This is a genomic window from Acidimicrobiales bacterium (genome assembly GCA_035294085.1).
Taxonomy (GTDB): domain Bacteria; phylum Actinomycetota; class Acidimicrobiia; order Acidimicrobiales; family Bog-793; genus DATGLP01.
On record DATGLP010000011.1, the window covers coordinates 19839 to 42594 of the forward strand.

The following is a 22756-nucleotide window of genomic DNA, read 5'->3' on the forward strand; positions in this document are numbered from 1 at the left end:
GCGTGCGCTCGCTGGTCCCGATGCCTGCGCGCGGCGAGCCACGGCGTGGCGGGCCGCTGCGCGGCGACCGGTCCAGCGCGGGGCCGGTGCGCGACGAGCGCGGGGCGGCGCTCGTCGAGTTCGCGCTCGCGCTCCCCGTGTTCGTGGCGCTGCTCCTCGGGATGTTCACCGGTGGGATCGCCTACCTCCACCAAGAGGAGCTGACGAACGCCGCCCGCGAGGCAGCCCGCTACGGCTCGGTCCTTCCGCCCGACCAGTGCGACTCGGCTGGAGCGTGCGGCGGGCTCGACTGGGCGCAGCTCGTCCAGCAGGTCGCCGTCGAGCGCTCCGACGGGACGCTCGTGGCGTCGCAGGTGTGCGTCGCTCTCGTCTCCGGCCCCGGCAGCTCGCCCGTCGCCTACGACTCGTCGCACACGACGGCCGGCGGGACGAGCCCGTGCTTCGACGACGGCAGCTCCGACACCGGCTTCCGGGTCCAGGTGTCGCTCACGCGAAGCGACACGCTCGACGCCTTCTTCTTCTCGCACGCGCTCGAGCTGACCTCCCACGCCATCGCACGCTACGAGGTGCCGGTCAATTGAGCTCGACGCGTTCGCGCTGGCGGCGCGACGACTCCGGCGCCTTCCTCGTCGTCTGGCTCGTCGCCCTCGGCGCGATCGTCGGCATGTGCGCGCTCGTCGTCAACGTCGGGCAGCTCACGTCGGCCGGCGCGTTCGACCAGTCGGTGGTGGACCTCGCCGTTCTCGCTGCGGGCCCCGACCTCTCCGCGTCCCCGCCCGACTACCTCGCGGCCTGCGAGAGCGTCGTCTCCTACCTCACGACGGACGCCAACGCCCCGCCGATCGGCCCGATCGATGCGCAGGCCTTCTGCACCGAGAGCGGGAACAACGTCACGCAGACGACGTGCAGCGGCGGCACGATCGCCGAGGCCGAGCCCTCCGTCACCGTGAACGGCTACACCGTCAGCCTGCACTTCCCCGTGCCCGAGAGCGAGATCGAGGATCCGAACTACGGCGTGGGACGCGACGACGGGGCGCCGTGCCAGCGCATGCGGCTGGTCCTGTCGAGGGCGAGCCCGAGCCTGTTCGGGGCGTTCGGCGGGCCCGCGAACGTCGTGACGACGCGCTCGGCGACGGTTCGGGCGAGCGATGGCGCCAGCCAGCTCGTCCCCGCGCTCTGGCTGCTCGACCCCTTCGGCTGCACCTCGCTCGCGATATCGGGCGGGAGCCAGGTCGCCGTCGGGACGAGCGCCGACGCGGGTTCCGTGAGCATCGACTCGGACGGGACGGCGTGCAACTCCAACCAGTACACGCTCTCGGTGTCCGGCTCGGGGAGCCAGCTCGAGGCGCTGAGCAGCGCGACCGGGTCCGGCGTGATCGCCCTCGAGGCGCTGCCGCCGGGCGCCTCGACGTGCGTCGCGCCGGCGTGCAACCCGGCGGACGTGAGCGCAGGGCGCGTCAGTCCCCAGCCGGTGAACCAGGCGGAACGCTCGACGCGCGCGCTCGTCGACGCCCGCTACGACTGCGGGATCCGCACGATCGACTACTACGGTCTCGTCCTCGACGAGCACTGCACGTCCGCGCCGGCGTACATGGACAACCTGGCGGCCGCGATCGGCACCACCGGGTTGCCGCCGGGTGGCTTCGAGCGGTGGTCGTCGCAGTACTCGTGCTCGCCGACCGGCACCGTCGTCGTCGCGGGGAACTGGTGGGTGGACTGCCCGGGCGGCTTCAGCCTCGGCAACGGCACGACGGTCGAGTTCACCGGCGGCAACGTCGTGTTCGACGGCGGGATCACGATGACCGGCGGGACGCTCGAGTTCAACACGGCGAACCCCTCCGCGTCGCTCCCCCCGGGCTGCGAACCGCCGCTCGTCGCCACCTTCGGTGCCTGCGCTGGCGCCTCGAGCGCGGCTGCCGCCTTCGTCTACCTACGCAGTGGCGACCTGAGCGTGCGCGGCGGCCAGCTCGTCCTCGAGCACGTGCTCGTCGACCAGGTCGCCGGCTCGATCGACCTCACGGGGAGCGCCCTGCCGCCGACGTGGATCGCCCCCGCCGAGGGTCCCTTCGCGGGCCTCGCGCTCTGGTCGCAGGAGACTGCCACCTACACGCTGAACGGAGGCAGCTCGCTCGAGCTGGACGGGATCTTCTTCACGCCTGGCGCGACGCCCCTGAAGCTCACCGGAGGCGGGAACTGGGGCCAGGTCCACGCGCAGCTGATCTCTCGACAGCTGCTCGTCACCGGCGGCGGGGTGCTCGACATGAGCCCGGACGCGACGGAGGCGATCCGGGCGCCGCTCGTCGCCGGCGAGCTCATCCGCTGATCCGCGCCCGCCGGGGTCGGCGTCCCGGCGTGGTGCGGGCACGCCGGCCGGCGCGTCGCCTCGACTCGGCCTTCCCCGGGCGAGGCCTTGCAGGCGCTCGGCCCCCCGCCAGCTCGACGCTGCCCACTCCCGGGGGCACGTGCCACGCGAGCGCCAGCACGCCTGCACCACGGGCCACCACCACTGCCCGGAGCGACCGCTCGAGGCGGCGGCCGATGTCGCGCTCGCCGGCGCTCGCGCCGGGGAACAGGAGGAAGACGACGAGCCTCCCGGTGACGGGGAAGCGCTGGCCGGCGCGGATGAAGGAGTAGACGTGCGCGCGTCGCCAGAAGCGGCCGACGAGGCCCTGGTCGGCGATGACCTCCGCCCGCTCGGACAGCCGGCGGTCGACCGCGGCGAGCGTCGCGGCCGTCCGGCGGCTGAAGAGCCAGGCGCCGGGCACGGCCGCCGATGCGACGGCGCCGAGCGCCACGACCGAGCACAGGGCCAGCGCGCACGCCGTCCTCGCGACCTCGTGGCGTTCGCGCGCCAGGAAGGCGGCGGCGAGCGAGGCGGAACCGACGGCCAGGAAGGGCTGCGCAGGCCAGCTCTGGAAGGCGCCCGCGAGGTCGACGAAGCCGGGCTGCGAGCTCAGGGCGTTCGGCACGAGGACGAGGACGAGGGCGGCGGCGCCCCAGGGGGACGCGGCGCCAGCAATGCCCGCGGCGACGACGCAGGCGAGGAGGAAGGGCAGGTGGCGCCCGAGGAGCGCCGCAGCGGCCGGCAGGTGCGTGGCGACGCCGAGGAGCAGCGCACCGAGGCCGACGTGGCCCTGGCCGCTGGGTAGGAGGTAGCCGTAGATCGAGCGCAGGGTCTGCCCGCCCCGACCGACCAGGCCGAGGCGGAGCACGCACGCGAGCCCGGCGGCGCCGACGGCGGCGACCACCGCGCCGCCGTGGCGGGTCCGTCGCCCCGCGAGGAGCGCGCCAGCGCCGGCGACGAGGACGTAGAGGCTCCCGAGTGCCTCCGCGGCCATGGCGAGCGGCACCCAGACGGCGACCCATCCGTGCCGGGCGCGCCACAGGTCGCGCCCCGCCGCCAGCGCGAAGAGCGCAGCGAAGGCCTCGAAGTGGACGGGGAAGGCCGCCGTCTCCCACGCGAACGGGTTGACGGCGAAGACGAGCGCGAGCCCGGCAACGATGGCGTCGGCTCGCCGGGGCCGGTGCGCGAGCCGCTCGAGGACGATGTCGCGTGCCCAGCGCAGCGCGACGAGCTCGGTGGCGACGACGGCCGCGTCCTGCGCCCAGGAGAGGAGGTTCGGGTCCGCCACGACGCGCCCGACGAGCGCGAGCGGATACAGGGCGAGGTCCAGGTTGTTGTGGAGGAAGCGCACGCGAAAGACGGTGAGGTAGGGGTCGAGCGACCCGTGCCCGATCGCCGACCACGCCTGGGCGTAGCCGGCGAAGTCGTTCGTGAGGCTGTAGCGGCGGTACTCGAGGAGGTTCACGAGGACCATCCCGGCCAGCTGCAGCGCGAGCAGGCCGTCCGCTCCCCGGAGGACCACGCGCAGACGGGGCAGCCTGGCCTCGCTCTCGTCTCGGGCGCCGCGTGCCCCGACGCGCAGCGCCGTCGCGCCGGCGAGGCGACGCGCGGGCGGCGCCGCCAGCTCGTGGGAGGGCCGGCCCACGCCCACCTACTGCTGCCAGGGCGCGCCGCAGGCGTGCGGGCTCGTCGCTCCGCCGGACGGAGCCCTGCTCGTGCGCACGGTCGTGGAGGTGGGAGGCTCCGGCGAGCCACGCCGGGCACTGCCCCGAAGCCTCGGGATCGGCGGGCGCCAGGGCACGCTCGCTTCGCCGGCACGCGTGCGGCCGCTGGCGCTCGTGGCGACCGCCGAGCTCGGCGTCCCGACCGGCGTCGACGACGTCACGACGCGGCTGGTCGCCCACCACCGCGGGGTGGACGCGAACCCGGTGGCGCTCGTCCTGCACGCCAGTGGGTCGCTCATCGAGGCGAAGCTCGACATCGTCGCGCTCGGTGCGCTGCGGGTGCCGCCGCGGCGCGGCACCTCGCTCCTCGCCTCGTTCGTCGCCGGCCGGTTCGCGCCGGCCGCGCCGTCGATCGCCCATTTCCTGCGACTGGTAGCCGGAGGCGATCGCCCGTCCGCGCGCGCCGGAACCGTCGTGCGGCGCTCGAACAGATCGGACCCCGCCCGACGCGCCAGCAGCACCCAGCGCGTGTCGTGCGTCAGGTAGACGGCGAGCGGGGTCGCCGCGGGCCAGAGCACGTAGCGGACGTCCCACCGGGCGAGCGTCGGGTCCGGACTGACGCGCAGCGCGGCGACCTGCACCCACTGCTCGAGCACCCCCGTGCCGAAGTAGAGATCGGTCCGCCCGTCGACGAACACGGGGATGCCGAGGTGGATCAGGTAGTCGTCCCAGCCGTAGGTGGAGAAGACGCGGCCGCGCAGCGCCTGCAGGCGCTCGGCGGCCGCGACGGGCAGGCCTGCTGCCGGTGTGCCGGCGGGGACGTGGGGACCCACGAGGAGGCCTCCTGCGAGGCAGACGGCCGCCGGCAAGCTGAGGCGTGAGGAGCGCGCGCTCGTGCGCACGAAGAGCGCCAGTCCTGCGGCGAGATTGCACCAGGCGAGGCAGAGGTAGGGGACGAAGCGCTGGGCGCGCAGCGCGAGCAGGAGCGTGACGGCCCACAGGACGAGGTCGGCGGTGTCGAGGCTGCGGCGCGAGCGCGAGGCGAGCGCCACCGTGAGCAGCACGGGGCCGAGCACGAGGGCGAGGAGTGCCCACGAGTGGAAGTTCGGCGACTGCCACTCCTCGACGAGGCGCGCGAGCTGCGGCGAGGTGGCCACCGTGTAGACGTAGGCGAGGAGCCGGGGGCCGTGCGGGTTGAGGAAGGTCGCCGTGGCGCTCGCCCCGAGCGCCGCCGCTGCGGCGGCCGCTGACGGGCGCGGCGCCCGTGCCGGCGCGAGTCGCGCGAGGAGGGCCGAACGCGCCGTCTCGAGGGCCAGCGCGCCGAGCCCGAGCAGGAAGCTGCCGTGGACGTTCGCCCACACGAAGAACAGGGGCGGGAGGGCGACGAGCCAGACAGGACGTCCACGGGCGAGGCCGAGGAGGGCGAGCTCGCACGCGAAGAGGAGGTAGCTGATCACCTGCGGGCGGGGCGCGTCGCCGAGGGCGAGGCCGCCGCCCGCCACGAGCGACAGCAGGGCGCACGTCGTCCAGCTGGCGCCGACCGAGCGCCAGCGCCAGAGGCTGACGGCGAGCGCTGCGACGCACGACCCGGCGGGCACGAGCCAGAACGCCAGGTTGCCGATGGCGTGCACGAGCCCTGCTAGCAGGACCTGGAAGCCCCACTCGTCGTCGAACCACGGGTGCCCGCGCACCGTGTAGGAGAAGACATCCCTGCGGATGACGGCGTGATGGCTGAGCATCCACTGACCCGCTGCGAGGTGCCAGAAGACGTCGGTGTCGAGCCCGGAGTGCATGACGACGCGTGCCAGCGCTGCCGCCACGCCGGCGATCACGACCCACGCGGGGTGCAGCGCGGCGCGCGACCAGCTCGGCGCGCGCGCGTCGCCTCCGGGCGCTCGGGCAGGTCCCGCTCGACCGGGCAACGGACCGCTGAGGGCGGCGGTGCGGGGCCGTCGCGTCGCGGCGGGCGACGAGGCCGGGGCGCGCAGCGCACCGAGTCCGTCGGGCGTTCGTCCCACGCGAGCCATATCGTCAGGCAGCGCCGCGAAGTCAACAGAGGCGCCGGTCCTCACGCCGCTCGCCCCTCGCGCCCGAGCACGGTGCCTGCAGGTGCTTAATCGCCTCGCAGGAGCGGCCGATCCTTCCTGAGCGGCACGCCGCCGTCGCTTCGGCCATGGGGAACCGTACGCACAGCACGCAGTCGTGGCAGGGCGAGGAGCGCGCCTGCCTCGCTGCGGGCGCGCGCTCGCGGACGGCCGCCCGCTCCACGGCTGGCGGAGGCAGCCCGAGGCTCGACCGTGTCGAGGCACGATCGCCCCGAGACGGCGTCCGAGGCGGTGCCCCAGCGGTGCCCCGCGCCGGCCCGCTCGGCGCCGTCACGACGGCGGTTCGCTGGGCGGCACTCCTCCTCGTCGTGTTCGTCGCACTCGGAACCCGCCTGCCGGCGCGCGCCCTCTTCGCGATCGGCGCGCTCGCGCTCTACACGTTCGTCCGCGCGAGCGCGCCGTCGCCGCCGCGGCGACGCGCGCTGTCGATCGGTGCCGTGAGCCTCGAGGCAGGGCTGCTGCTCGTGCTCAGCTTCGCGTCCGGGGCCTGGAGCTCTCCGATCCTCCTCGCGCTCGGTGCGTCGTTCCTCGTGGCCGGGTTGGAGGCCGGGATCGCCGGTGTCGTCGCAGCGACGGGGACCACCGTCGTCGGGGCGGTGTCGTGGATCGGCGTGACGGGAGCCGTCGCCGGGACGCTGCGGGTGGCCGCGTCGGTCGCGTCGCTCGCGTGCATCGGTGCGATCGGCGCGTACGGACGCGGGGTGCACGAGCGCGAGGCCTCGGCGGCGAGCGAGGTCGCCGGGCGAGCATCCGCGGCTGCCGAGCGCGGGCGGCTGGCACGCGAGCTCCACGACCGGCTCGGCCAGTCGCTCGTCGCGATCGCGCTCGGCCTCGATCGGCTCTGCGACACGACGCCCGCTGCCGCACGCGAGCGCGGCGAGCTCGAGGTGCTCGTCTCGGAGCTGCACCACGTCGTGCGCCTCGTGCGCGAGCAGCTGTGGGACCTGCGAAGCGCACGTGAGCCCGACGCTGCCCTCGAGGAGGAGCTGCGCGAGCTCCTCGGGCGCGTGTCGCTTCGCTCGGGAGTTCGTACCCGGTTCGAGGTGACGGGATCGCACCGGCTCGAGCCAGCCGTCGAGGAGGAGCTGTGGCAGATTGCTCGCGAGGCGGTCCTCAACGCGGAGCGCCATGCGCGCGCGGACCTCATCTCGGTGCGCGTGGAGCGCGACGTTGGCGAGGTGCGCGTCGAGGTCTGCGACGACGGGCGTGGCCTCGACGGCACCGGCGAACGGCCGAGCTCCTTCGGCATCCTCGGCATGCGCGAGCGGGCGCGCTCGATCGGCGCAGTGCTCGACATCGCCGACCGTACGGGCGGAGGTACGACCGTCACGATCGTGCGGAGGAGCGACCAGGGTGACGCGGCTGCTGCTCGCTGAGGACCACACCGTCGTGCGCGAGGCGCTGCGCGCGTCCCTCCAGGAGGCGGGGTTCGAGGTCGTCGGCGCGGTCGGCGACGGGGTCGCGGCGGTGTCGTGCGCGCTGGCGACGTTGCCGGACGTCGTCCTCATGGACGTGTCGCTGCCCGCGAGCGACGGGATCAGCGCGACGCGCGAGCTCACGGCTCGCGTGCCCGCGGTGCGCGTCGTCGTCCTCACGATGTTCGACGACGACGAGACGCGCCAGCGCGCCGCCGACGCTGGCGCGGCGGGTTACCTCGTGAAGGATTGCCCGATGTCCCGTCTCGTCGCCGTCGTGCGGTCGGTCGCCGAGGGCGCGACGGGACTGCCGGCGTCGTCGTGGGCGCGCGGCGATCGGGGCAGCCGCCGCCACGAGCTGACCAGACGGGAGATCGAGGTCCTGAGGCTCGCCGGCGCGGGCGCCTCCACGGCCGAGATCGCGCGCCACCTGTTCGTCAGTGCGCGCACCGCGAAGAACCACCTCGCATCGATCTACTCGAAGCTCGGCGTCCGGGACCGCACGCAGGCCGTGCTCGCGGGGCTACGCCTGGGGATCGTCGAGCTGCCGGGTGGCGCCGCTGCCCGAGGTGGCGCCGAGACGCGGCCGTCGTGATCGCGTCGTCGAGCTCGGCGCCGACGGCTGGTCGCTGGGGTGGCGACCGACGAGGGAGGCTGCGACCGTGGCTTCGGGAGGGCGGCAGGCCGGCGCCGGGTGCGACGGAGCCGAGGGAGCGGTCAGGGCCGAACGCGGGACCGAGGCCTGTCGCTGTGGCGACCTCGACGGAGCGCCGGCCGCCGCTTCGAGCCCTTGCACCCGGCGGGGACAGCCGCCGAGCCCGCGACGCGCGCCTCGTGCGGGCGGCGTCTCGGCACGACCCGTCCCCGAGCGCGGGCGCCGGGGACTGGACCCGGAGGCATCCCGCGCCGACGCCCGGAGCCGGCGGCGCGAGCGAGGTCGGGGCGGCGCGGCGATCCCGCGCCCCCGGTGCGCACGGGGTCCTCGAGGGCCGTGTCCCGAGCACGGCATGGCTGCGGGCTCTCGGTACGGGACACTGTCGGCGGTGGGCGCCGGGCTCCTTGCCGGCTGCGCCGCGTCACGAACCTGCCTCGACCCGCCTGCGTCCCGGGTGCGCCACCCCGGTTCCGCCGACGCGCTCGCTCGCGGTGCGCGAGGTGCGTCGCCGGTGCCGGAATTGGGCCGAACGGACCATGAAGTCGCGTCCGCTGCGTGCCGAGGAGGTGGTGGGCTCGCCGAGAGGGCACCGTGCCCTCGAGGCGAGGGCCGCCGACAAGGAAAGGGAGCGAAGATGCTGGACAAGGTGGCTCTGTGGCAGGTCGCGATCCGTTCCTGGCTCGCAGCGCTGAAGTCCGACGAGTCGGGCGCGAGCCTCGTGGAGTACGCGCTGCTCCTCGCGCTCATCGCCGTGGTCGCGATCGGTGCGCTCGTCTTCCTCGGCCACTCGGTGAGCAACACGCTGAACAACGTGGGCAACAACATCGCCAATCCGTAGGAGACGGCGGGCAGCCGGCGCCAGTCGACCCGGCTGGGGCGCTGGCTGCCCGCCACCGGACGGTGAGGGACCCCTTCGGATGGCCGAGCGCGACGGGAAGCGGTGTGCAGACCTCGAGTGGCTGCCGATGGAAGGCCGCGCCGAGCGAGCGGGTTCGCCGCCGTCTCCGCCGCGTCGGTTCTGCCTCGCGTCGCCTCGCCCGAGTGCCGGCCAGGGACCTGGGCTCGCCGCCCGCCGCGACGCGCCGAGCGGCGAGCGGTGGCGCCGTCGCGCTCGCTGCCGGCGTCGCCACGCTCGCTGCCGGCGCCTGCGGGGTCGCGGCTGACGGCGCGACGAGACCGCGGCAGCGTCGCCGGCGAGGGTGCGCGCCGAAGCCCAGCGGGTGCGCCTCGCGAGGCAGGGCGCGGACATGCTCGCGGGCGGCGCTCGAGACGTGTCGTGCCGAGCGGCTGCTCGTCAGCGCGCCGGGAGCTGCGCCGCCGCGAGCAGGAACGCCGCGAGCGTCCCGAGGGCGAGGAAGGGGCCGAACGCGATCACGCTGCGGACGCTGAGGCGTCTCGTGGCGAGTCCCACGAGCGCCGCCGCGCCGGCGAGCACGGCGCTGAGCGAACCGCCGAGGACGACGACGCGGTAGCCGAGCCAGCCGAGGAACGCCGCGCACGCGGCAGCCATCCGGACGTCCCCGAAGCCGACCGCCCGCGGGCTCGCGAGGTGCAGGAGGAGGAAGGCGGCGAAAGCCGCGCACCCCGCGGTCGCGGACCGTCCGAGGGCACCCCAGCGGTGCATCCCGGCCGATGCCACCGCGAGCGTCGGCGCACCGGCCGTGAGCGCTGCGTACACCGTGCGGCGCGGGAGGCGGAGCGAGCGAAGATCCGCGAGCGCGAGGGACGCGAGCGCGGCCCCGAGGACGAGCCCGGCGGGCGCGAGCCACCACGACCCGAGCGTGCCGGTCGCGAGCGCGACGACGAGTCCCGCTGCGAGGGGCGTGCGCCGTGGCGATGCGCCGACCGCGCCGGCCTGCCGGCGGAGGCTCGGCGGCGACGGCCGGCCGGGCAGGACGCGCTGGTGCGGCACCGCGCCAGCCTGTCAGCGCGGTGTCCGGCGGGTCGCGACGCAGGGCCGGGAAGCGCCCGTCGTGCACGCCTCCCGTTCCGTCGCGCTCAGTAGGCCTCGGAGCTTCCGCATCGCGGCAGCCTCGATCTGGCAGATCCGTGCGTTCGTCACGCCGAGGACCGCCGCCACCTGCTGCTGGGTGAGGCCCGAGAGGTAGCGGAGGGTGATGACGGTGCGCTGGCGGTCGACGAGGCGCTCGATCGCGGCGCGCAGGCTCGAAGAGCGCTCGGCGTCGAGCACGCGGCGCTCGGGCTCGTCGTCGTCGTCGCTGCCGACCTTGCCCACCGGCCAGCAGCGTGCGAGGACGTCCGCGGACACGCCGTGCTGGTAGAGGTGCACGAGGCGTGACGACTCGAGGTCCTGCAGCAGATGAAGTCCGGCGCGGGGGTCCAGGTCGAGCGAGGAGAGGACCTCGGCGTGCTCGGGTGGGCGCCCGAGCTCGCTGGCGAGCTCGTCGAACGCCGTGCGGTAGGCGGCGACGCGCCGGCGGACCGTCCGCGGGAGCCAGTCGAGCCGGCGCAGCTCGTCGATGATGGCGCCGCGGACTCGGTAGCTGGCGTAGGCGGGGAAGCGTGCGACGTCGCTCGCCTCGTCGCACTTCTCGATGGCGTCGATGAGGCCGAACACGCCGAAGCTGTGCAGGTCCTCCGCGTCTGCGGTCGCGCGGATGTGCGCTGGGAGGCGGACCACGACGGCATGGATGATCGGCTCGTAGGCGAGCAGGAGGCGATTGCGCGCCTGGGGGTCGCGCCCGTCCCAGTACCGTCGCCAGAGCTGCGCGAGGTCGGGCTGCGCGCGAGGAGACGAGGGGAGGACGCAGCTGTCCTGCATCGTGCCCATGTCGCTGCCTCCTCGCTTCCTCCGCGCCGGCGGCGGGTGATCACGCGCTCCACGCTGAGTGGCGGCATCGTCACTCAACGTGGTAATAGACGCTCGGGGCGCCACGAGGTTGCGGTTGGCGCGGCGAGATTTCCGGAACGATCCGGCCGAGCGCGTTCGGCGCGTCTCGCTCCCGCGCGTCCGGCCGCAGCAGGTCCGCCGTGGCTCGCGCGAGCGCGCCGCTGCGTGCGGCCCCGCTTAACCCGCGGCCTGGACGCGCCGTTAACGCGCGTGTAGCGCCGCGCCTGGCGGGCGCGCCGCACGCGGGTCGGCTGGGAGGCAGATGGGCGGTCCATGCGGCTGGGGCACCCGCCCCAGTCCGGCGGCGCATGGTCCCGACGAGGGCTCGACGAGCGAGGCCACCGCCTCGCCAGTTGGCGCGGACGCCCTCGACTCGGCGCTCGTCGAGAAGGCGCGCACGGGCAGCCGCGACGCCTTCGCCGTCCTCTACGGCCGGCACTACGTCCGCGTGCTGCAGTTCTGCCATGGTCGGCTCGGCAACTGGGACGACGCCGAGGACGCCGCGCAGGAGGCGTTCCTGCGGGCCCGCCGCGCGATCGCGCGCGGCGTCGAGGTGCAGCGCTTCGGGGCGTGGATCCAGGCGATCGCTGCCAACCTGTGCTTCGACTCCCTGCGCCGGCGGGGCCGCACCGTCCCCTTCGTCGGCCTCGCCGTGCGATCGGACCGCTGCCTCGACGACGGTCCCGAGGAGGCCCTCGTCGCCCGGGACGAGGCCGCCAGCGCCTCGCGTGCCTTCGAGCGCATCTCGCCGCGCTTCCGGGAGGTGCTGCGCCTTCGCGAGCACGCGGGCTGGAGCTACGAGCGCATCGCGCACCACGAGCAGCTCGAGCTGAGCGCGGTGAAGTCCCTGCTGTGGCGGGCCCGGCAGGCGCTCCGACGCGAGTACCTGCTCATCTGCGCGAAGGACTCCCTCGCCGTCGCCGTGCTCGGCAGCTCGCTCCTGCGCTGGCGCGTGCTCCGCGAGTCGCTCCAGCGCGCCTGCGCCGCGCGCCTCGCCGCGCCGCTCGAGGGGCTCGCTCCGGTCGGTGCCAGCGCTGCCTCGATCTCGGTCGGCGTGCCCCTGCTGCTCGGCCTGTGGAGCGTCGCACCCGAGCCGGCGCACGCCGGACGCCCCGCCCAGCTGTCCGCCGCGCCGAGCATCACGGCCCGCTTCGCTCCGATTGCTCCGGACGCAGCGAGGCTCGGCCCGCGACTCGCGGCGCCGACGGGCGTGCCTCGGGCGCAGCGGCCTCCGCTTGTGCGCGAGCGCCTGCAGCGGCGACCGCACGGCGCGCCCGCTGGCCCGTCTCGCGCCCGAGGCGACCCCGCCGAGGTTGCGCCGAGCACGGTCGCGAACGCGCCGGGCCTCGCCACATCGGACGGCCCGCCGCGCTCCCTGCCCGCTCCCGCAGCGGGCCGGCGCGTCGAGGGCGATGCGGCGCCGGGTCCCGGCCCGCCCCCCGGTCCGCACGGCGGTCCGACCGCGCGCGCCGGTGCGGAACCGCCGGGCGGCTGGCGCGGGCACGGCGCACGTCCGAGCCCGAGCCGTCTCGCCGTCGACAGGCGGGTTCCGGGTGTGCTCGCCGGTTCGCGTCCGCCGGGGGGCGGCGCACCCGCGACGACTGGCACGGCAACCGGTCAGGAGCCGAGCCAGCCGGCGGTCACCGCCTGGCGCACGCGAGGCGGTCCCGCAGGCTCGTCCTGGCGTCCGAGCGCCGGGCGTGCGCCACGGCCGTGGGACGACCCTCGCGCCGGGCGAGGGGCATCTGCCGCTGGCCCGGCGCCGCCGGTGGCGACGAGCGCGCCGGGCACGGACGCGCCCGGCGTGCCCTCGCCCGGCACGGCGGCACCCGGATCCGGTGAACCGCCGCCACCCCCACCGGGCGCGCCCGCGCCCGGCGCGTCGGAGGATCCCGGAGCCGCTGCCGGCGCGGGCCCCGCGGCGCCGCCGGGTGCGCAGACGGGCCCTCCCCCGGCCCCGGGGGGCGGGGCACGGGGGCGCCCGCACGGCCCGGGACGGTAGTCGCCGGCGGCTCTCGCGTCCTCAGCTCGGTGCCCGCGGGTTCGTCGTTCGTCCGGCGGCGGAGAAGCGCGCGACGAAGGCCTCCTCGACCGATGGGGACGTCCAGGTGATCGCGCCGAGGTCGCACCCGGCGAGCGCATCCCGCAGCGTGCGGTCGCTCGCCTCGTCGCGCCGCAGCGGGACGCGCACCTGCCTGCCGTGGAGCGTCGCCGCTGGCCAGCGGGCTTTCAGCTGGCGGAAGGCGAGCTGCCAGGGGCTGGCGTCCACCTGCGCGACGGTGAGGCCGGCGGACTCGACGATGGCGCGCGGCGTGCCGAGCGCGACGAGGCGTCCGTCGGCGAGCAGTGCCAGCCGGTCGCACTGCTCGGCCTCGGCCATGACGTGCGTGGTGACGAGCGCGGTGACCCCCTCGCTCGCGAGGTCGCGGACGAACCGCCACGCCTCGAGGCGGGCCGCGGGGTCCATGCCGCTCGTCGGCTCGTCGAGCAGGACGAGCTCCGGCCGGTGGACGAGGGTTGCGGCGAGCGCGGTCCGCTGGCGCAGGCCCGTGGGCAGCGTGCCGACCTGGCGCCCTGCCACCTCGCCGAGCTCGAGGCGCTCGAGGACGGTCCGGGTGCGCGCGGGGTCGGAGGCGCCGTACACGGCGGCGAAGAACGCGACGTTCTCGCTCACGGTGAGCTCCTCGTACAGGCCGAAGGCCTGGGACACGTAGCCGACGCGCGCCTTCAGGCGGGCGCGATCGCGCCGCAGGTCGAGCCCGAGGACGGCGGCCTCGCCACCGCTCGGCGCGTAGAGGCCGCACAGGAGACGTACGAGGGTCGTCTTGCCCGCCCCGTTCGGCCCGAGGAGGCCGAACACCTCGCCGGTCTCGACCTCCAGGCTGACCCGGTCGACGGCGACGACGTCGCGAAAGCGTCTCGTCAGCTCGTGCGTGGCGATGGCCGCGCTCATGGAAGCACCGCTGGTCCGCGCCGCCCTCGTCGCCGACGCCGGGCACGGAGCGGGCCAGTCCTGCCGGATCGGCCGCCGCGTGTCACGGCACGGACCCTCTCCCGGAGGGGGACGAGCCGCTCGCCGGCCGGATCGGGGTCACCGGCGCATGGCGGCGAGGAAGGCGGCCTCGAGCGTCGGCAGCGAGCCCTGCACGTCCTCCAGTCCGCCGCGCGCGAGCACCCGTCCCGCGTGGAGGAAGACAGCCGTCTCGCAGCGGCTCGCCTCGTCGAAGTCGGCCGTCGCGACGAGGATCGTCGTGCCGTCGGCGTGGAGGTGCTCGACGAGCGTCCACAGGTCCCGCCGAGCGACCGGGTCGAGGCCGGTCGTCGGCTCGTCGAGGAGGACGACGGCAGGCAGGTGGACGATCGAGCAGGCGAGGGTGAGCCGCTGGCGCATCCCCCCCGACAGCGCGCCGGCGCGCCTCGCGCGGAGGTGCTCGAGCCCGGTGAAGGCGAGGAGCTCCGTGCTCCGCGAGGCGAGCGTGCGGCCGGCCATCCCGTGCAGCGCGGCGAAGAAGGCCAGGTTCTCCTCGACCGTGAGATCCTCGTAGAGGTGGAAGCCCTGGGGGGCGAGGCCGAGCGACGCGCGCCCGTGGGCGAGCTGGACGCGCCCCTCGTCGGGGCGGTAGAGGCCGGCGACGAGCCGGAGCAGCGTCGTCTTGCCGGCCCCGTCCTCGCCGACGACGCCGCACAGCTCGCCGGGCTCGATCACGAGGTCGACCCCTCCGAGCGCGGACCTCCTGCCGAAGCGCTTCACGAGCCCGGTCGCCTCGATCTCGGCCACGACGCTCGCTAGGCCGTGAGGCCGGCCGCCGAGGCGCGGCCGGAGCCGGCGGAGGATGCCCGGTCGATGGCGCCGAGGAGCGGCGGAGGCCCGGTCAGCCGTCGGATGCGGGCCGCCGGGGAGGCGAACCGCCCCTGGCGAAGGCGGTCGTGCGGTCGCGCCCGAGCAGGGATGGCGCTCGCCGCGCGGCGCTGCGGCCGTACCTCGTGGCCGACGTGGCGAGGCCCCGTCCGTTCTCGGGCGGGGCGTGCCCGGCTCTCGCTTCCTCGCTGGCGAGGGCCGGGCGGGCGCAGCCCGTGCGCCGCTCGCGCGCCTCGCACGGTCCTCGACGGACCGGCGCGATCACCTGGGAGCCGCTGCGAACGCTCCGGGACGCGCACCCCACCAGCTTGCACGCGACGCGGTGGCGAGGGCGAGCGCTCGGGCCGCGGTCGCCGGCTCGGAGCGCTGCGCCGGCGGCACCGGGCAACTCGCCGTCGCTGCCGAGGCGCGCGCCCGGCGCCGCGACGCGAGGGTGGGGGCATCCGTCAGCGAGCGCTCCTGGCGAGCGTGCTCGAGGCGCAAGGTCACCGGCGCGAAGGATATGGACGAGACGGGGCGACCTTCCCGACGGACCACCCCAGCGGACCGAAGGACCGACGTCGACAGGACCGCTCGAGCTCTCGCCGTCACGAAGGCGTCAGTCGAGGCGCCGACGGAACGTCACGACGGCGAGCGACGTGTAGGCGACGGCCATCCCGACGAGGACGGCGAGGTCCCGCCAGATGTCACCGAGCCCGACCCCCTTCAGGAACAGCCCGCGAGCTGCGGGGGTGAAGAAGGTGAGGGGCGAGACCTCGCTCACCCAGCGGATCCCCCACGGGATCGCGCGCAGGGGGAAGAGGGCGCCGGAGAGGAGGATCTGGGGAAGCAGGACGAAGGTGGCGGTCTGGAGCGCCTGGCGCTGGTTCTGGGCGACGCTCGAGATCAAGAGGCCGATCGCGAGGGCCGAGACGAGGTAGAAGATGGCGGCGAGGAGCAGGGCGAGCGGGCTGCCGCGCAACGGGACGGCGAAGAGGAGCGCGCCGAGCACGGTGATCACGACCGCGTCGAAGAGCGTCACGAGGCCGTAGGGCGCGAGCTTGCCGGCCATCAGCTCGAGGCGGCGGACCGGCGTCATCATCAGCTGCTCGAGCGTCCCGGTCTCACGCTCGCGCACGACGCCGAGCGCCGTCGCGACCGTCCCCACCCAGAGCATGATCATGCCCACCTCCGCCGGCACCATGACGTCGGCCGAGCGCAGCGTGGGATTGAAGAGGATCTCGACGGGCACCGGCGCCGTCGCGCCCGGCGCGGCGAGCGACTGCAGGTACTCGAGCGCGCTGCGAGCCGTGAAGGCGTCGCTGCCGTCGACGAGGACGGCGCGCGGCGCTCCCGCCGCGTCGACGACGACCGCCACCGAGGTCCGGCCCTGGGTGAGGTCGGCGCGCCCCGCGGCGATCGTCGGGGCGACGCGGGCTGCCACGATGAAGTGGCCACCGGCGCGCAGCGCTCGCCGCACGAGCGCGCTGTCGTGGCCGACGAGCTCCGCAGGGATCCCGCTCACCTCGAGGCGCACGCCGTAGCCGAAGATGACGAGCAGGACGAGCGGCATCGCGAGCATGAGCACGAGGCTCCGCCGGTCGCGGCGGAGCTGGATGAGCTCCTTGCGCGCGATGGCGCCGAGGCGCCGTGCGCTCGCGCGCAGCGCGCTCCAGCGCGCGGCCGCGCTCGCCCGGACGCCGGTCGGACCGCCAGGCCTCGAGCGCGGTGTGCCGTTGGGTTCCTCGCGCCCAGCGCGTGGTCCGATCGCGTCCACGGTCGTGCCGGGACCGCGCGCCTAGCGCTCGTCCGCCCGCGGGAGGACGACCTCCTCGACGATGAGGTAGACGGCCGCCGCGACGGGAATGGCCACGAGCGCGCCGACGAGGCCGAGGAGCGCGGCGCCGAGCAGCGTGGCGATGATCGTGAGGCCGGGCGAGATGCGCACGGTGTGCTGCATGACCCTCGGGTTGAGCAGGTAGTCCTCGAAGAAGCGGTAGGCGACGTAGAAGGCGGCCGTCGCGATCGCGATCGGGACGCCGCGGGTCAGCGCGACGAGCGAGACGACGATTCCCGCGATGGTCGAGCCCACCACGGGGATGAGGTCGAAGAGGGCGACGAAGAGCGCGAGGAGCAGCGGGTAGGGGACGCCGAAGCCGAGGAGCCAGACGTAGGTCCCGACGCCCGAGACGAGCGAGGTGAACAGGTTGCCGAGCATGAAGCCGCCGATGCGGCTGAACACCTCGTCGGTGAGCAGCGCGACCCGCTCCCGCCGGCTGCGGGGGATCAGGCCGAGCCACAGCTCGCGCACGGCGGGCAGGGCGACGAGGAAGTAGATGGTGAGCGCGACGACGCTCGCGGTGGCGGCGCCGAAGGACAGGATCTTCTTCCCCGCGCCGACGACACCGCCGGCCAGGGGCAGGTGCAGGTTCGACGAGCTCTCCTCGAGGTAGTGGGTGAGGTGCAGGTGGACGAGCAGGCTGCCGAGCCACCCCCTGCCCGCGATGAGGTCCCGCTTGTAGCGCGGGTAGTTGACGGCGAGCGCGTGCGCCTCGTGGGTGATCGGCGGGACCGCCGCGGCGACGAAGGCGGCCACGACGCCGAGGAAGCAGCAGGTGACGACGACCACGGCAGCCCCTCGGCTGAGGCCGCGCCGGCACAGCCACTCGAGCGCCGGGTTCAGCCCGACGGCGATGAACAGCGAGATGCCGATGATGACGAGCACGCCGCTCACGTCGTAGAGGCCGCGCACGAGCAGGTAGGCCACGGCCACGCCGAGGGCCCCCGTGAGGCCGAGGTAGAAGGGATGGCGCCGGTTGAAGGGGCGCCCGAGCAGGCCGAGCGGGCCCTCTGCGCTGGCCGGCTCGGCCGCCTCGCCCGCCGTCCCTGGGAGCACGAGGCGGGGGCTCCCGTCCGCGCGCTCCGGGCGCTCCCCCGCGCCGACGGCCTCGCCGGGGCCGATCACCGGTGCACGCCAGGGCGCGTGGCGCACGGCGGGCGCGACCAACCACCGGGCGCCCGCGTCCGCCCGCCCGGCCTTGCCGCGGCGCGCACGTCGCCGTGAACTCGCCCGTCGTACACCAGGCGCCCATTGTCGCCGATCGGCGCGCGGTGCGCGCCCGTGGGCGAGCCGGCCGCGACGCGCCCGCGTCCGGCCACCCCGGCCTCGTGCTCGCGGCGGCGCCCACTCGCTAGGGTGGGCGAGCGTTCGCACGAGGCATCGGAGGGGCGCGACGAGGCCAGTGGGGCGAGCACGCGTGCTGGTCTGCGGAAGGGGGCCGAGCACCGGGTCCCCTCGCGGCCCTGGTCTCGCAGCGCTCGGCCTCGCCGTCGCCGCGCTCGTGGCCGCGGCGGGCGTGCCGGCGTACGCGAGCGGTCTCGTGCTCGCCGGCGACCTCCCGCCTGCCGAGTCGGGCGCCCCGTACGCTGCGACGCTTCGCGCCTCGGGCGGCACCCCGCCGTACGCCTTCAGTGCCCAGGGCCTGCCTGGAGGGCTCTCCCTCGCCCAGAGCGGCGCCGTGAGCGGCACGCCGCGCGCTGCGGGGACCTTCGTCGTGGACGTCGAGGTCACCGACCAGCAGGGGCTCAGGGCATCGACCGCGCTCGACCTCACCGTGGCACCGGGCCCCACGATCACCACCGCCTCGCTACCGACGGCGACCGCCGGCGCGGACTACGACGCCGAGCTGACCGCGAGCGGGGGCCAGCCCCCCTACACCTGGTCCGTCGCGAGCGGTCCGGTTCCGCCCGGGACGCTCCTGTCCTCCGAGGGCGTCCTCTCCGGCAGGCCGGGCGGCCCCGGTCGGGACACGCTCGACGTCGAGGTGACCGACGCCCTCGGCTCGAGCGCGACGCGCGTCCTCACGCTCGTCGTCGTCGCGCCGCCACCACCGCCCCAGGAGGTCGCGCTCGCGAGCGCGAGCGGCCAGGTGCTCCTGCTCGGCGCGCAGGCCGAGACGCTGCGCGCCCCGCGCCCGCCCCGCTCGCGCCTCGCGGGCATCGCGGGGTCGGCGGTGGCAGGCGCCCTGTACGCCGCCTGGCGTGACGGCCGGGTGGTCGGCGTGGGCACGCGCGGCCTCGGCTCCGTTCCCGCCCGTCGCCTCGCCTCGCCGGTCGTCGGGATCGCCGCGGACGGCTCGCGCCCGGGCTACTGGCTCGTCACGGCGCGCGGCCAGGTGTACGGCTTCGGCGCGGCCCGGCGACTGGGCCCGGTCGTGCTCGGGCGACGGACGGGACCCGTCGTGGGCATCGCGGCGGCGCGCGGCGGCTACCTGCTCGCGACGGCGCGGGGCGCCGTGGTCGCGGTCGGGCCCGCGCCGCGCGGCCGGCGCCCAGGCGGGCTCGCCGGCCGCGTGGTTGGCATCGCCGCCGAGCGGTCGGGCCCCGGCTACTGGCTCCTCACGGCGCGCGGCCGCGTGTACGGCTTCGACGGCGCCCCGCGCCTCGGGTCCGTGCGCACGGCGCGAGCGGTCGCCATCGCGGCCGCGCCGAGAGGAGTCGGCTACTTCGTCGCGACCGCCGCGGGCGGCCTCTACGCCTTCGGGAGCGCCCGGCTCCCGTCGGGCGAGCCGCGGGCCGTCGTCGGCGCACGGGTCGTGGCGCTCGCCGCCACGGGCTGAAGCCCGCGGTCGCGGCGCAGGAGGTTCGGGCGAGTCGCCCACGAAGCGTCTCGCGTGCCTGGCACCGGCGCCCGGCTCGTTCGCCAGGCGCGCCTCGCCACGAGGATCCACCAGCTCGGGTCCCGTCGAGGCCATCATTGGTTCCTCGAGGCGGAGGTGCGGCCGTGGCCAAGCAGGGCAGGAACGCGCGCTGCAGGTGCGGGAGCGGCCGGAAGGCGAAGCACTGCTGCGATTCGCCGTCTGGCCCGCCGCGGGAGGTGCTCGAGCGCGCCTTTCTCGCGCGAGCGGCGAGCGAGGGCCGCTGGGCGCTCGCGGCCGTCGACGAGGAGGACCTCGAGGCCCTCCTGGACGAGCTGCCGCTCCTCGTCCGACGCTTCCCCGAGCTCGCCGTGCAGCTGCCCGCGCTCGTCGACCCGGCGCTCGAGCGCCTGCTCGTCGCCTGCGAGACCGGCGTTCGCCGGACCGGCGAGGTGGCGCTCGCCGACGTCGCCAGGCGCTTCGACACCGCCGCGGAACGCGCACGGCTCGCCCGGGACGTCCTCCGGCTGCGCGAGGAGGGGCGCCTCAGCGACACTCTCGCCGCGGTGGCCCTCCTCGACCTCGCCGACGAGGACGCGATCCCCCTGCTCGTGCTGGGCGCCGTGCTCGAGGCGGCGAGGGTGCGCGCACGGCTCACCCCGACGCCCGCCGGCCTGCTCGTCGCGTCGTAGGCGGGTCGCGCTCGAGGCCGCCGCTTCCGTCCCGCACGCCGAGCTCGAGGAGGGCGCCGGGCAGCCTCGGCCGGTGCGCGGCTCTCCGGTGGCACAATGGGGTCGTGCGCGAGGCGTGTGGCGTCTTCGGGGTCTTCGCGCCCGGCGCCGACGTGCCGAGGCTCGTCTTCGACGGCCTCTTCGCCCTCCAGCACCGTGGCCAGGAGTCCGCCGGGATGGCCGTGACCGACGGCGAGACGATCACGGTGGTGAAGGACATGGGTCTCGTCACCTCGGTCTTCGACGCCCGTACGCTCGCGTCGCTCCAGGGGCACGCCGCGCTCGGCCACGTGCGTTACTCGACGAACGGGCCGAGCACGTGGCAGAACGCCCAGCCCGTCTACCGCGCGGTCGGCAGGGCCGGCTTCGCCCTCGGCCACAACGGGAACCTCACGAACGTGGCGGCGCTCGAGGCCGAGGCGGGCATGCTCCCCGGCATGACGACCTCCGACAGCGACCTCATCGCCGAGCTCGTCGCGCGGGCCTCGCCCCTCGACGAGGACGCCGCCGCGGACGGCCGCGATCTCGAGCGGACCCTCCTCGCCGTGCTGCCGAGGCTCGAGGGGGCGTTCTCGCTCGGGGTACTCGACGCGAGCCGGCTGATCGCCGTGCGCGACCCCAATGGCTTCCGGCCGCTGTGCCTCGGCCGCCTCGCGCCCTCCGGCGGCCGGGAGGCCGGCTGGGTCGTCGCCTCCGAGAGCCCCGCCCTCGACGTCGTCGGGGCGGAGCTCGTGCGCGAGCTCGACCCTGGCGAGATGCTCGTCATCGACGCGGACGGGCCCCGCTCGCTGCGGCCGTTCCCGCCCGAGCGCGTCGAGCCGAGGCTGTGCATCTTCGAGTTCGTCTACTTCGCCCGGCCCGACAGCCTGCTCCTCGGTCGCGAGGTGCACGCGGCGCGCCACCGCATGGGCGAGGTGCTCGCGACGGAGGCACCCGCGGACGCCGACGTCGTCATCGGGATCCCCGACTCCGGCGTGCCCGCGGCCGTCGGCTTCTCGGCGCGAAGCGGTATTCCCTTCGGCCACGGGCTCGTGAAGAACCGGTACATCGGGAGGACCTTCATCGTTCCGACCCAGGAGGCGCGCGTCGCCGGCGTCCGGCGGAAGCTGAACCCGCTGCGCGAGACGATCGCCGGCCGCCGACTCGTCGTCGTCGACGACTCGATCGTCCGGGGAACGACGACGCGCGAGCTCGTGCGCATGCTGCGCGAGGCGGGGGCGTCCGAGGTCCACCTGCGCATCTCGTCGCCTCCGTTCCGCTGGCCCTGCTTCTACGGCATCGACACGCCCGATCGGGCGGAGCTGCTCGCCGCGCTCATGGGGGTCGACGAGATCGCGGGCCACCTCGGGGCGGACTCCGTTGCCTACCTCTCCCTCGAGGGCCTCGTCGAGGCCATCGGGGCGGGCAGCTCCGGGTTCTGCGCGGCGTGCCTGACCGGCGAGTACCCGACGCCGGTCCCGGTCCGCGACCGAGGCCTCGCGGCAGCGGTGCTCGCCTGAGCGGCTCGCGTCGCCCCCCACGGCGTCGGCGCGTCGGTACTCGCAGCCCGCTCGAGCGCCGGCGGCGAGCTCGGGATCGAGCCTCGCGTCTGGCGCCGTTGGGACCTCGACGCATGCGGACCTCGACGCTCGCCCCCGGTACCGAGCGTGGAGGAGGTCGTCGGCTCCTGTGAGGTCGCCGACGGCATGCTCGTCGGCGCTGGCCGTGGCGATGTCGGTCGGTCGGCGTGACGAGCCGCCACCCTGCTTCGGCCTGCTCCGGCAGCGCCTGCGACGAGGTGCTCGGCCGAGCGCCAGGCGCCTCGCTCGCGCAGACGCTCGTCCCAGGCTCGCGACACCTTCCGCCGGCGCCCCGGCGGCGCTCCGGCCACCGCTCGCCCGTCCGGGTCGGGCTGCCGCGGCGGTTCCTGGGCCCGTCCGTGCGCGAAGGCGACGTCGTGCGGGAACCGCTCCTCGCCCCGGGGACGACCGCGCTCCGGCGTCCCGTACCCGAGCCGGCGCGTCGGGCGGGCGGCGCGCGAGCGCGCCGAGAACCGCCGCGGGCTTCGGCCGTCTCGTCTGGACGGTCGTCCGGCGAGCAGGACGGCTGGGTTCGGGGTGCGGACCTCCACGCGACGCGTTCGCGGCGCGGCGGTGAGGGGCGTCGGCCCCGCCGCGGCCCGCTCGGCGCAACGCGGGCCGTCTCCGGTGCTCCCTCGGGCCGCGTCCTGCCCGCGCTCGCGCCGCCCAGGCTCGCGCGCGGCGGGCGCGGCGGCGTGGATCACCCGGGAGGTTCCTCCCCGAGCACCTGCCAGGCGCCGCGCTCCGAACTCGGAGCCGGCCTCCCGCCTCGCGCGTGGGGCGGGCTCGCGCCGGCGCGTCCTGCGCACCGGGCACGGGCGGCCGGACGTCGCGAGCGCTCCCGCCCCGGCGCGTCTGGCGGGCCGGGCCCCGCGCCCCGGCGGTCATCCGTTAGCGTGGCCGCGCGAGGCGCGTGCCTCGGTCCGACGGTCCGAGCAGACGGGAGGTGGCCAAGCT

Annotated in this window: 17 protein-coding genes; 9 read left to right on the forward strand and 8 right to left on the reverse strand. The window is 75.7% G+C overall.

The features are described from left to right. Positions 1 to 2: 2 nt before the first annotated feature. Both VKV23_04195 and VKV23_04200 read left to right on the forward strand, forming a co-directional pair. The gene (locus VKV23_04195; protein ID HLI15239.1) at positions 3 to 581 is read left to right on the forward strand and encodes a TadE/TadG family type IV pilus assembly protein; all 579 of its coding nucleotides are present in this window, start codon (positions 3 to 5) and stop codon (positions 579 to 581) included. Continuing rightward, positions 578 to 2323, forward strand: a complete 1746-nt coding sequence (locus VKV23_04200; protein HLI15240.1) for a hypothetical protein — start codon at positions 578 to 580, stop codon at positions 2321 to 2323. Before VKV23_04195 ends, VKV23_04200 begins: the two co-directional genes overlap by 4 nt. Here the strand turns inward: VKV23_04200 and VKV23_04205 are convergent. Further along, positions 2313 to 3989 carry a hypothetical protein gene (locus VKV23_04205; GenBank protein HLI15241.1) on the reverse strand — a complete coding sequence of 559 codons (1677 nt, stop codon included), beginning with the start codon at positions 3987 to 3989 and terminating at the stop codon, positions 2313 to 2315. The two genes, VKV23_04200 and VKV23_04205, sit on opposite strands and share 11 nt — an antisense overlap. A gap of 6 nt (positions 3990 to 3995) precedes the next feature. After that, entirely contained in the window at positions 3996 to 5840 is a 1845-nt protein-coding gene (locus VKV23_04210) for a hypothetical protein (GenBank protein ID HLI15242.1), read from the reverse strand. Between the two features lie 515 nt (positions 5841 to 6355). On the opposite strand from VKV23_04210, the gene VKV23_04215 reads away from it, so the two are divergent. The 3 genes from VKV23_04215 to VKV23_04225 all read left to right on the forward strand — a co-directional run bounded on the left by VKV23_04215 (position 6356) and on the right by VKV23_04225 (position 9021). Continuing rightward, positions 6356 to 7489, forward strand: a complete 1134-nt coding sequence (locus VKV23_04215; protein HLI15243.1) for a histidine kinase — start codon at positions 6356 to 6358, stop codon at positions 7487 to 7489. Then, positions 7467 to 8123 carry a response regulator transcription factor gene (locus VKV23_04220; protein HLI15244.1) on the forward strand — a complete coding sequence of 219 codons (657 nt, stop codon included), beginning with the start codon at positions 7467 to 7469 and terminating at the stop codon, positions 8121 to 8123. The genes VKV23_04215 and VKV23_04220 overlap by 23 nt, the downstream gene beginning before the upstream one ends. A gap of 694 nt (positions 8124 to 8817) precedes the next feature. Beyond that, on the forward strand, positions 8818 to 9021 hold the full coding sequence (locus VKV23_04225; protein ID HLI15245.1) for a Flp family type IVb pilin: 204 nt from the start codon (positions 8818 to 8820) through the stop codon (positions 9019 to 9021). A gap of 456 nt (positions 9022 to 9477) precedes the next feature. Here the strand turns inward: VKV23_04225 and VKV23_04230 are convergent, their stop codons facing one another. Next, complete coding sequence (locus VKV23_04230; protein HLI15246.1) at positions 9478 to 10095, reverse strand: prepilin peptidase; 618 nt, start codon at positions 10093 to 10095, stop codon at positions 9478 to 9480. A gap of 12 nt (positions 10096 to 10107) precedes the next feature. Then, a complete protein-coding gene (locus VKV23_04235) occupies positions 10108 to 10974 on the reverse strand; it encodes a sigma-70 family RNA polymerase sigma factor (protein ID HLI15247.1) in 867 nt (288 codons plus the stop codon). 322 nt (positions 10975 to 11296) lie between these two features. On the opposite strand from VKV23_04235, the gene VKV23_04240 reads away from it, so the two are divergent. After that, entirely contained in the window at positions 11297 to 13036 is a 1740-nt protein-coding gene (locus tag VKV23_04240; GenBank protein ID HLI15248.1) for a sigma-70 family RNA polymerase sigma factor, read from the forward strand. 21 nt (positions 13037 to 13057) lie between these two features. Here VKV23_04240 and VKV23_04245 read toward each other — a convergent pair whose 3' ends face one another. The 4 genes from VKV23_04245 to VKV23_04260 form a co-directional block, all read right to left on the reverse strand. Continuing rightward, complete coding sequence (locus tag VKV23_04245; GenBank protein HLI15249.1) at positions 13058 to 13987, reverse strand: ABC transporter ATP-binding protein; 930 nt, start codon at positions 13985 to 13987, stop codon at positions 13058 to 13060. A 138-nt stretch (positions 13988 to 14125) separates the two neighbouring features. Beyond that, positions 14126 to 14812 (reverse strand): ABC transporter ATP-binding protein, encoded by a 687-nt coding sequence (locus VKV23_04250; GenBank protein ID HLI15250.1) that lies wholly within the window; start codon positions 14810 to 14812, stop codon positions 14126 to 14128. A gap of 679 nt (positions 14813 to 15491) precedes the next feature. Beyond that, positions 15492 to 16649, reverse strand: a complete 1158-nt coding sequence (locus tag VKV23_04255; GenBank protein HLI15251.1) for an ABC transporter permease — start codon at positions 16647 to 16649, stop codon at positions 15492 to 15494. Between the two features lie 21 nt (positions 16650 to 16670). Beyond that, positions 16671 to 17837, reverse strand: a complete 1167-nt coding sequence (locus VKV23_04260; GenBank protein ID HLI15252.1) for an AI-2E family transporter — start codon at positions 17835 to 17837, stop codon at positions 16671 to 16673. Positions 17838 to 18114: 277 nt separating this feature from the next. Between VKV23_04260 and VKV23_04265 the strand changes: the two genes are divergently transcribed. The 3 genes from VKV23_04265 to purF all read left to right on the forward strand — a co-directional run bounded on the left by VKV23_04265 (position 18115) and on the right by purF (position 21739). Then, positions 18115 to 19491: an Ig domain-containing protein gene (locus tag VKV23_04265; protein HLI15253.1), complete on the forward strand. Its 1377-nt coding sequence runs from the start codon at positions 18115 to 18117 to the stop codon at positions 19489 to 19491. A gap of 164 nt (positions 19492 to 19655) precedes the next feature. Then, the gene (locus VKV23_04270; GenBank protein HLI15254.1) at positions 19656 to 20201 is read left to right on the forward strand and encodes an SEC-C domain-containing protein; all 546 of its coding nucleotides are present in this window, start codon (positions 19656 to 19658) and stop codon (positions 20199 to 20201) included. Between the two features lie 104 nt (positions 20202 to 20305). Then, entirely contained in the window at positions 20306 to 21739 is a 1434-nt protein-coding gene (gene purF, locus VKV23_04275; protein ID HLI15255.1) for an amidophosphoribosyltransferase, read from the forward strand. The last annotated feature ends 1017 nt before the right edge of the window (positions 21740 to 22756 follow it).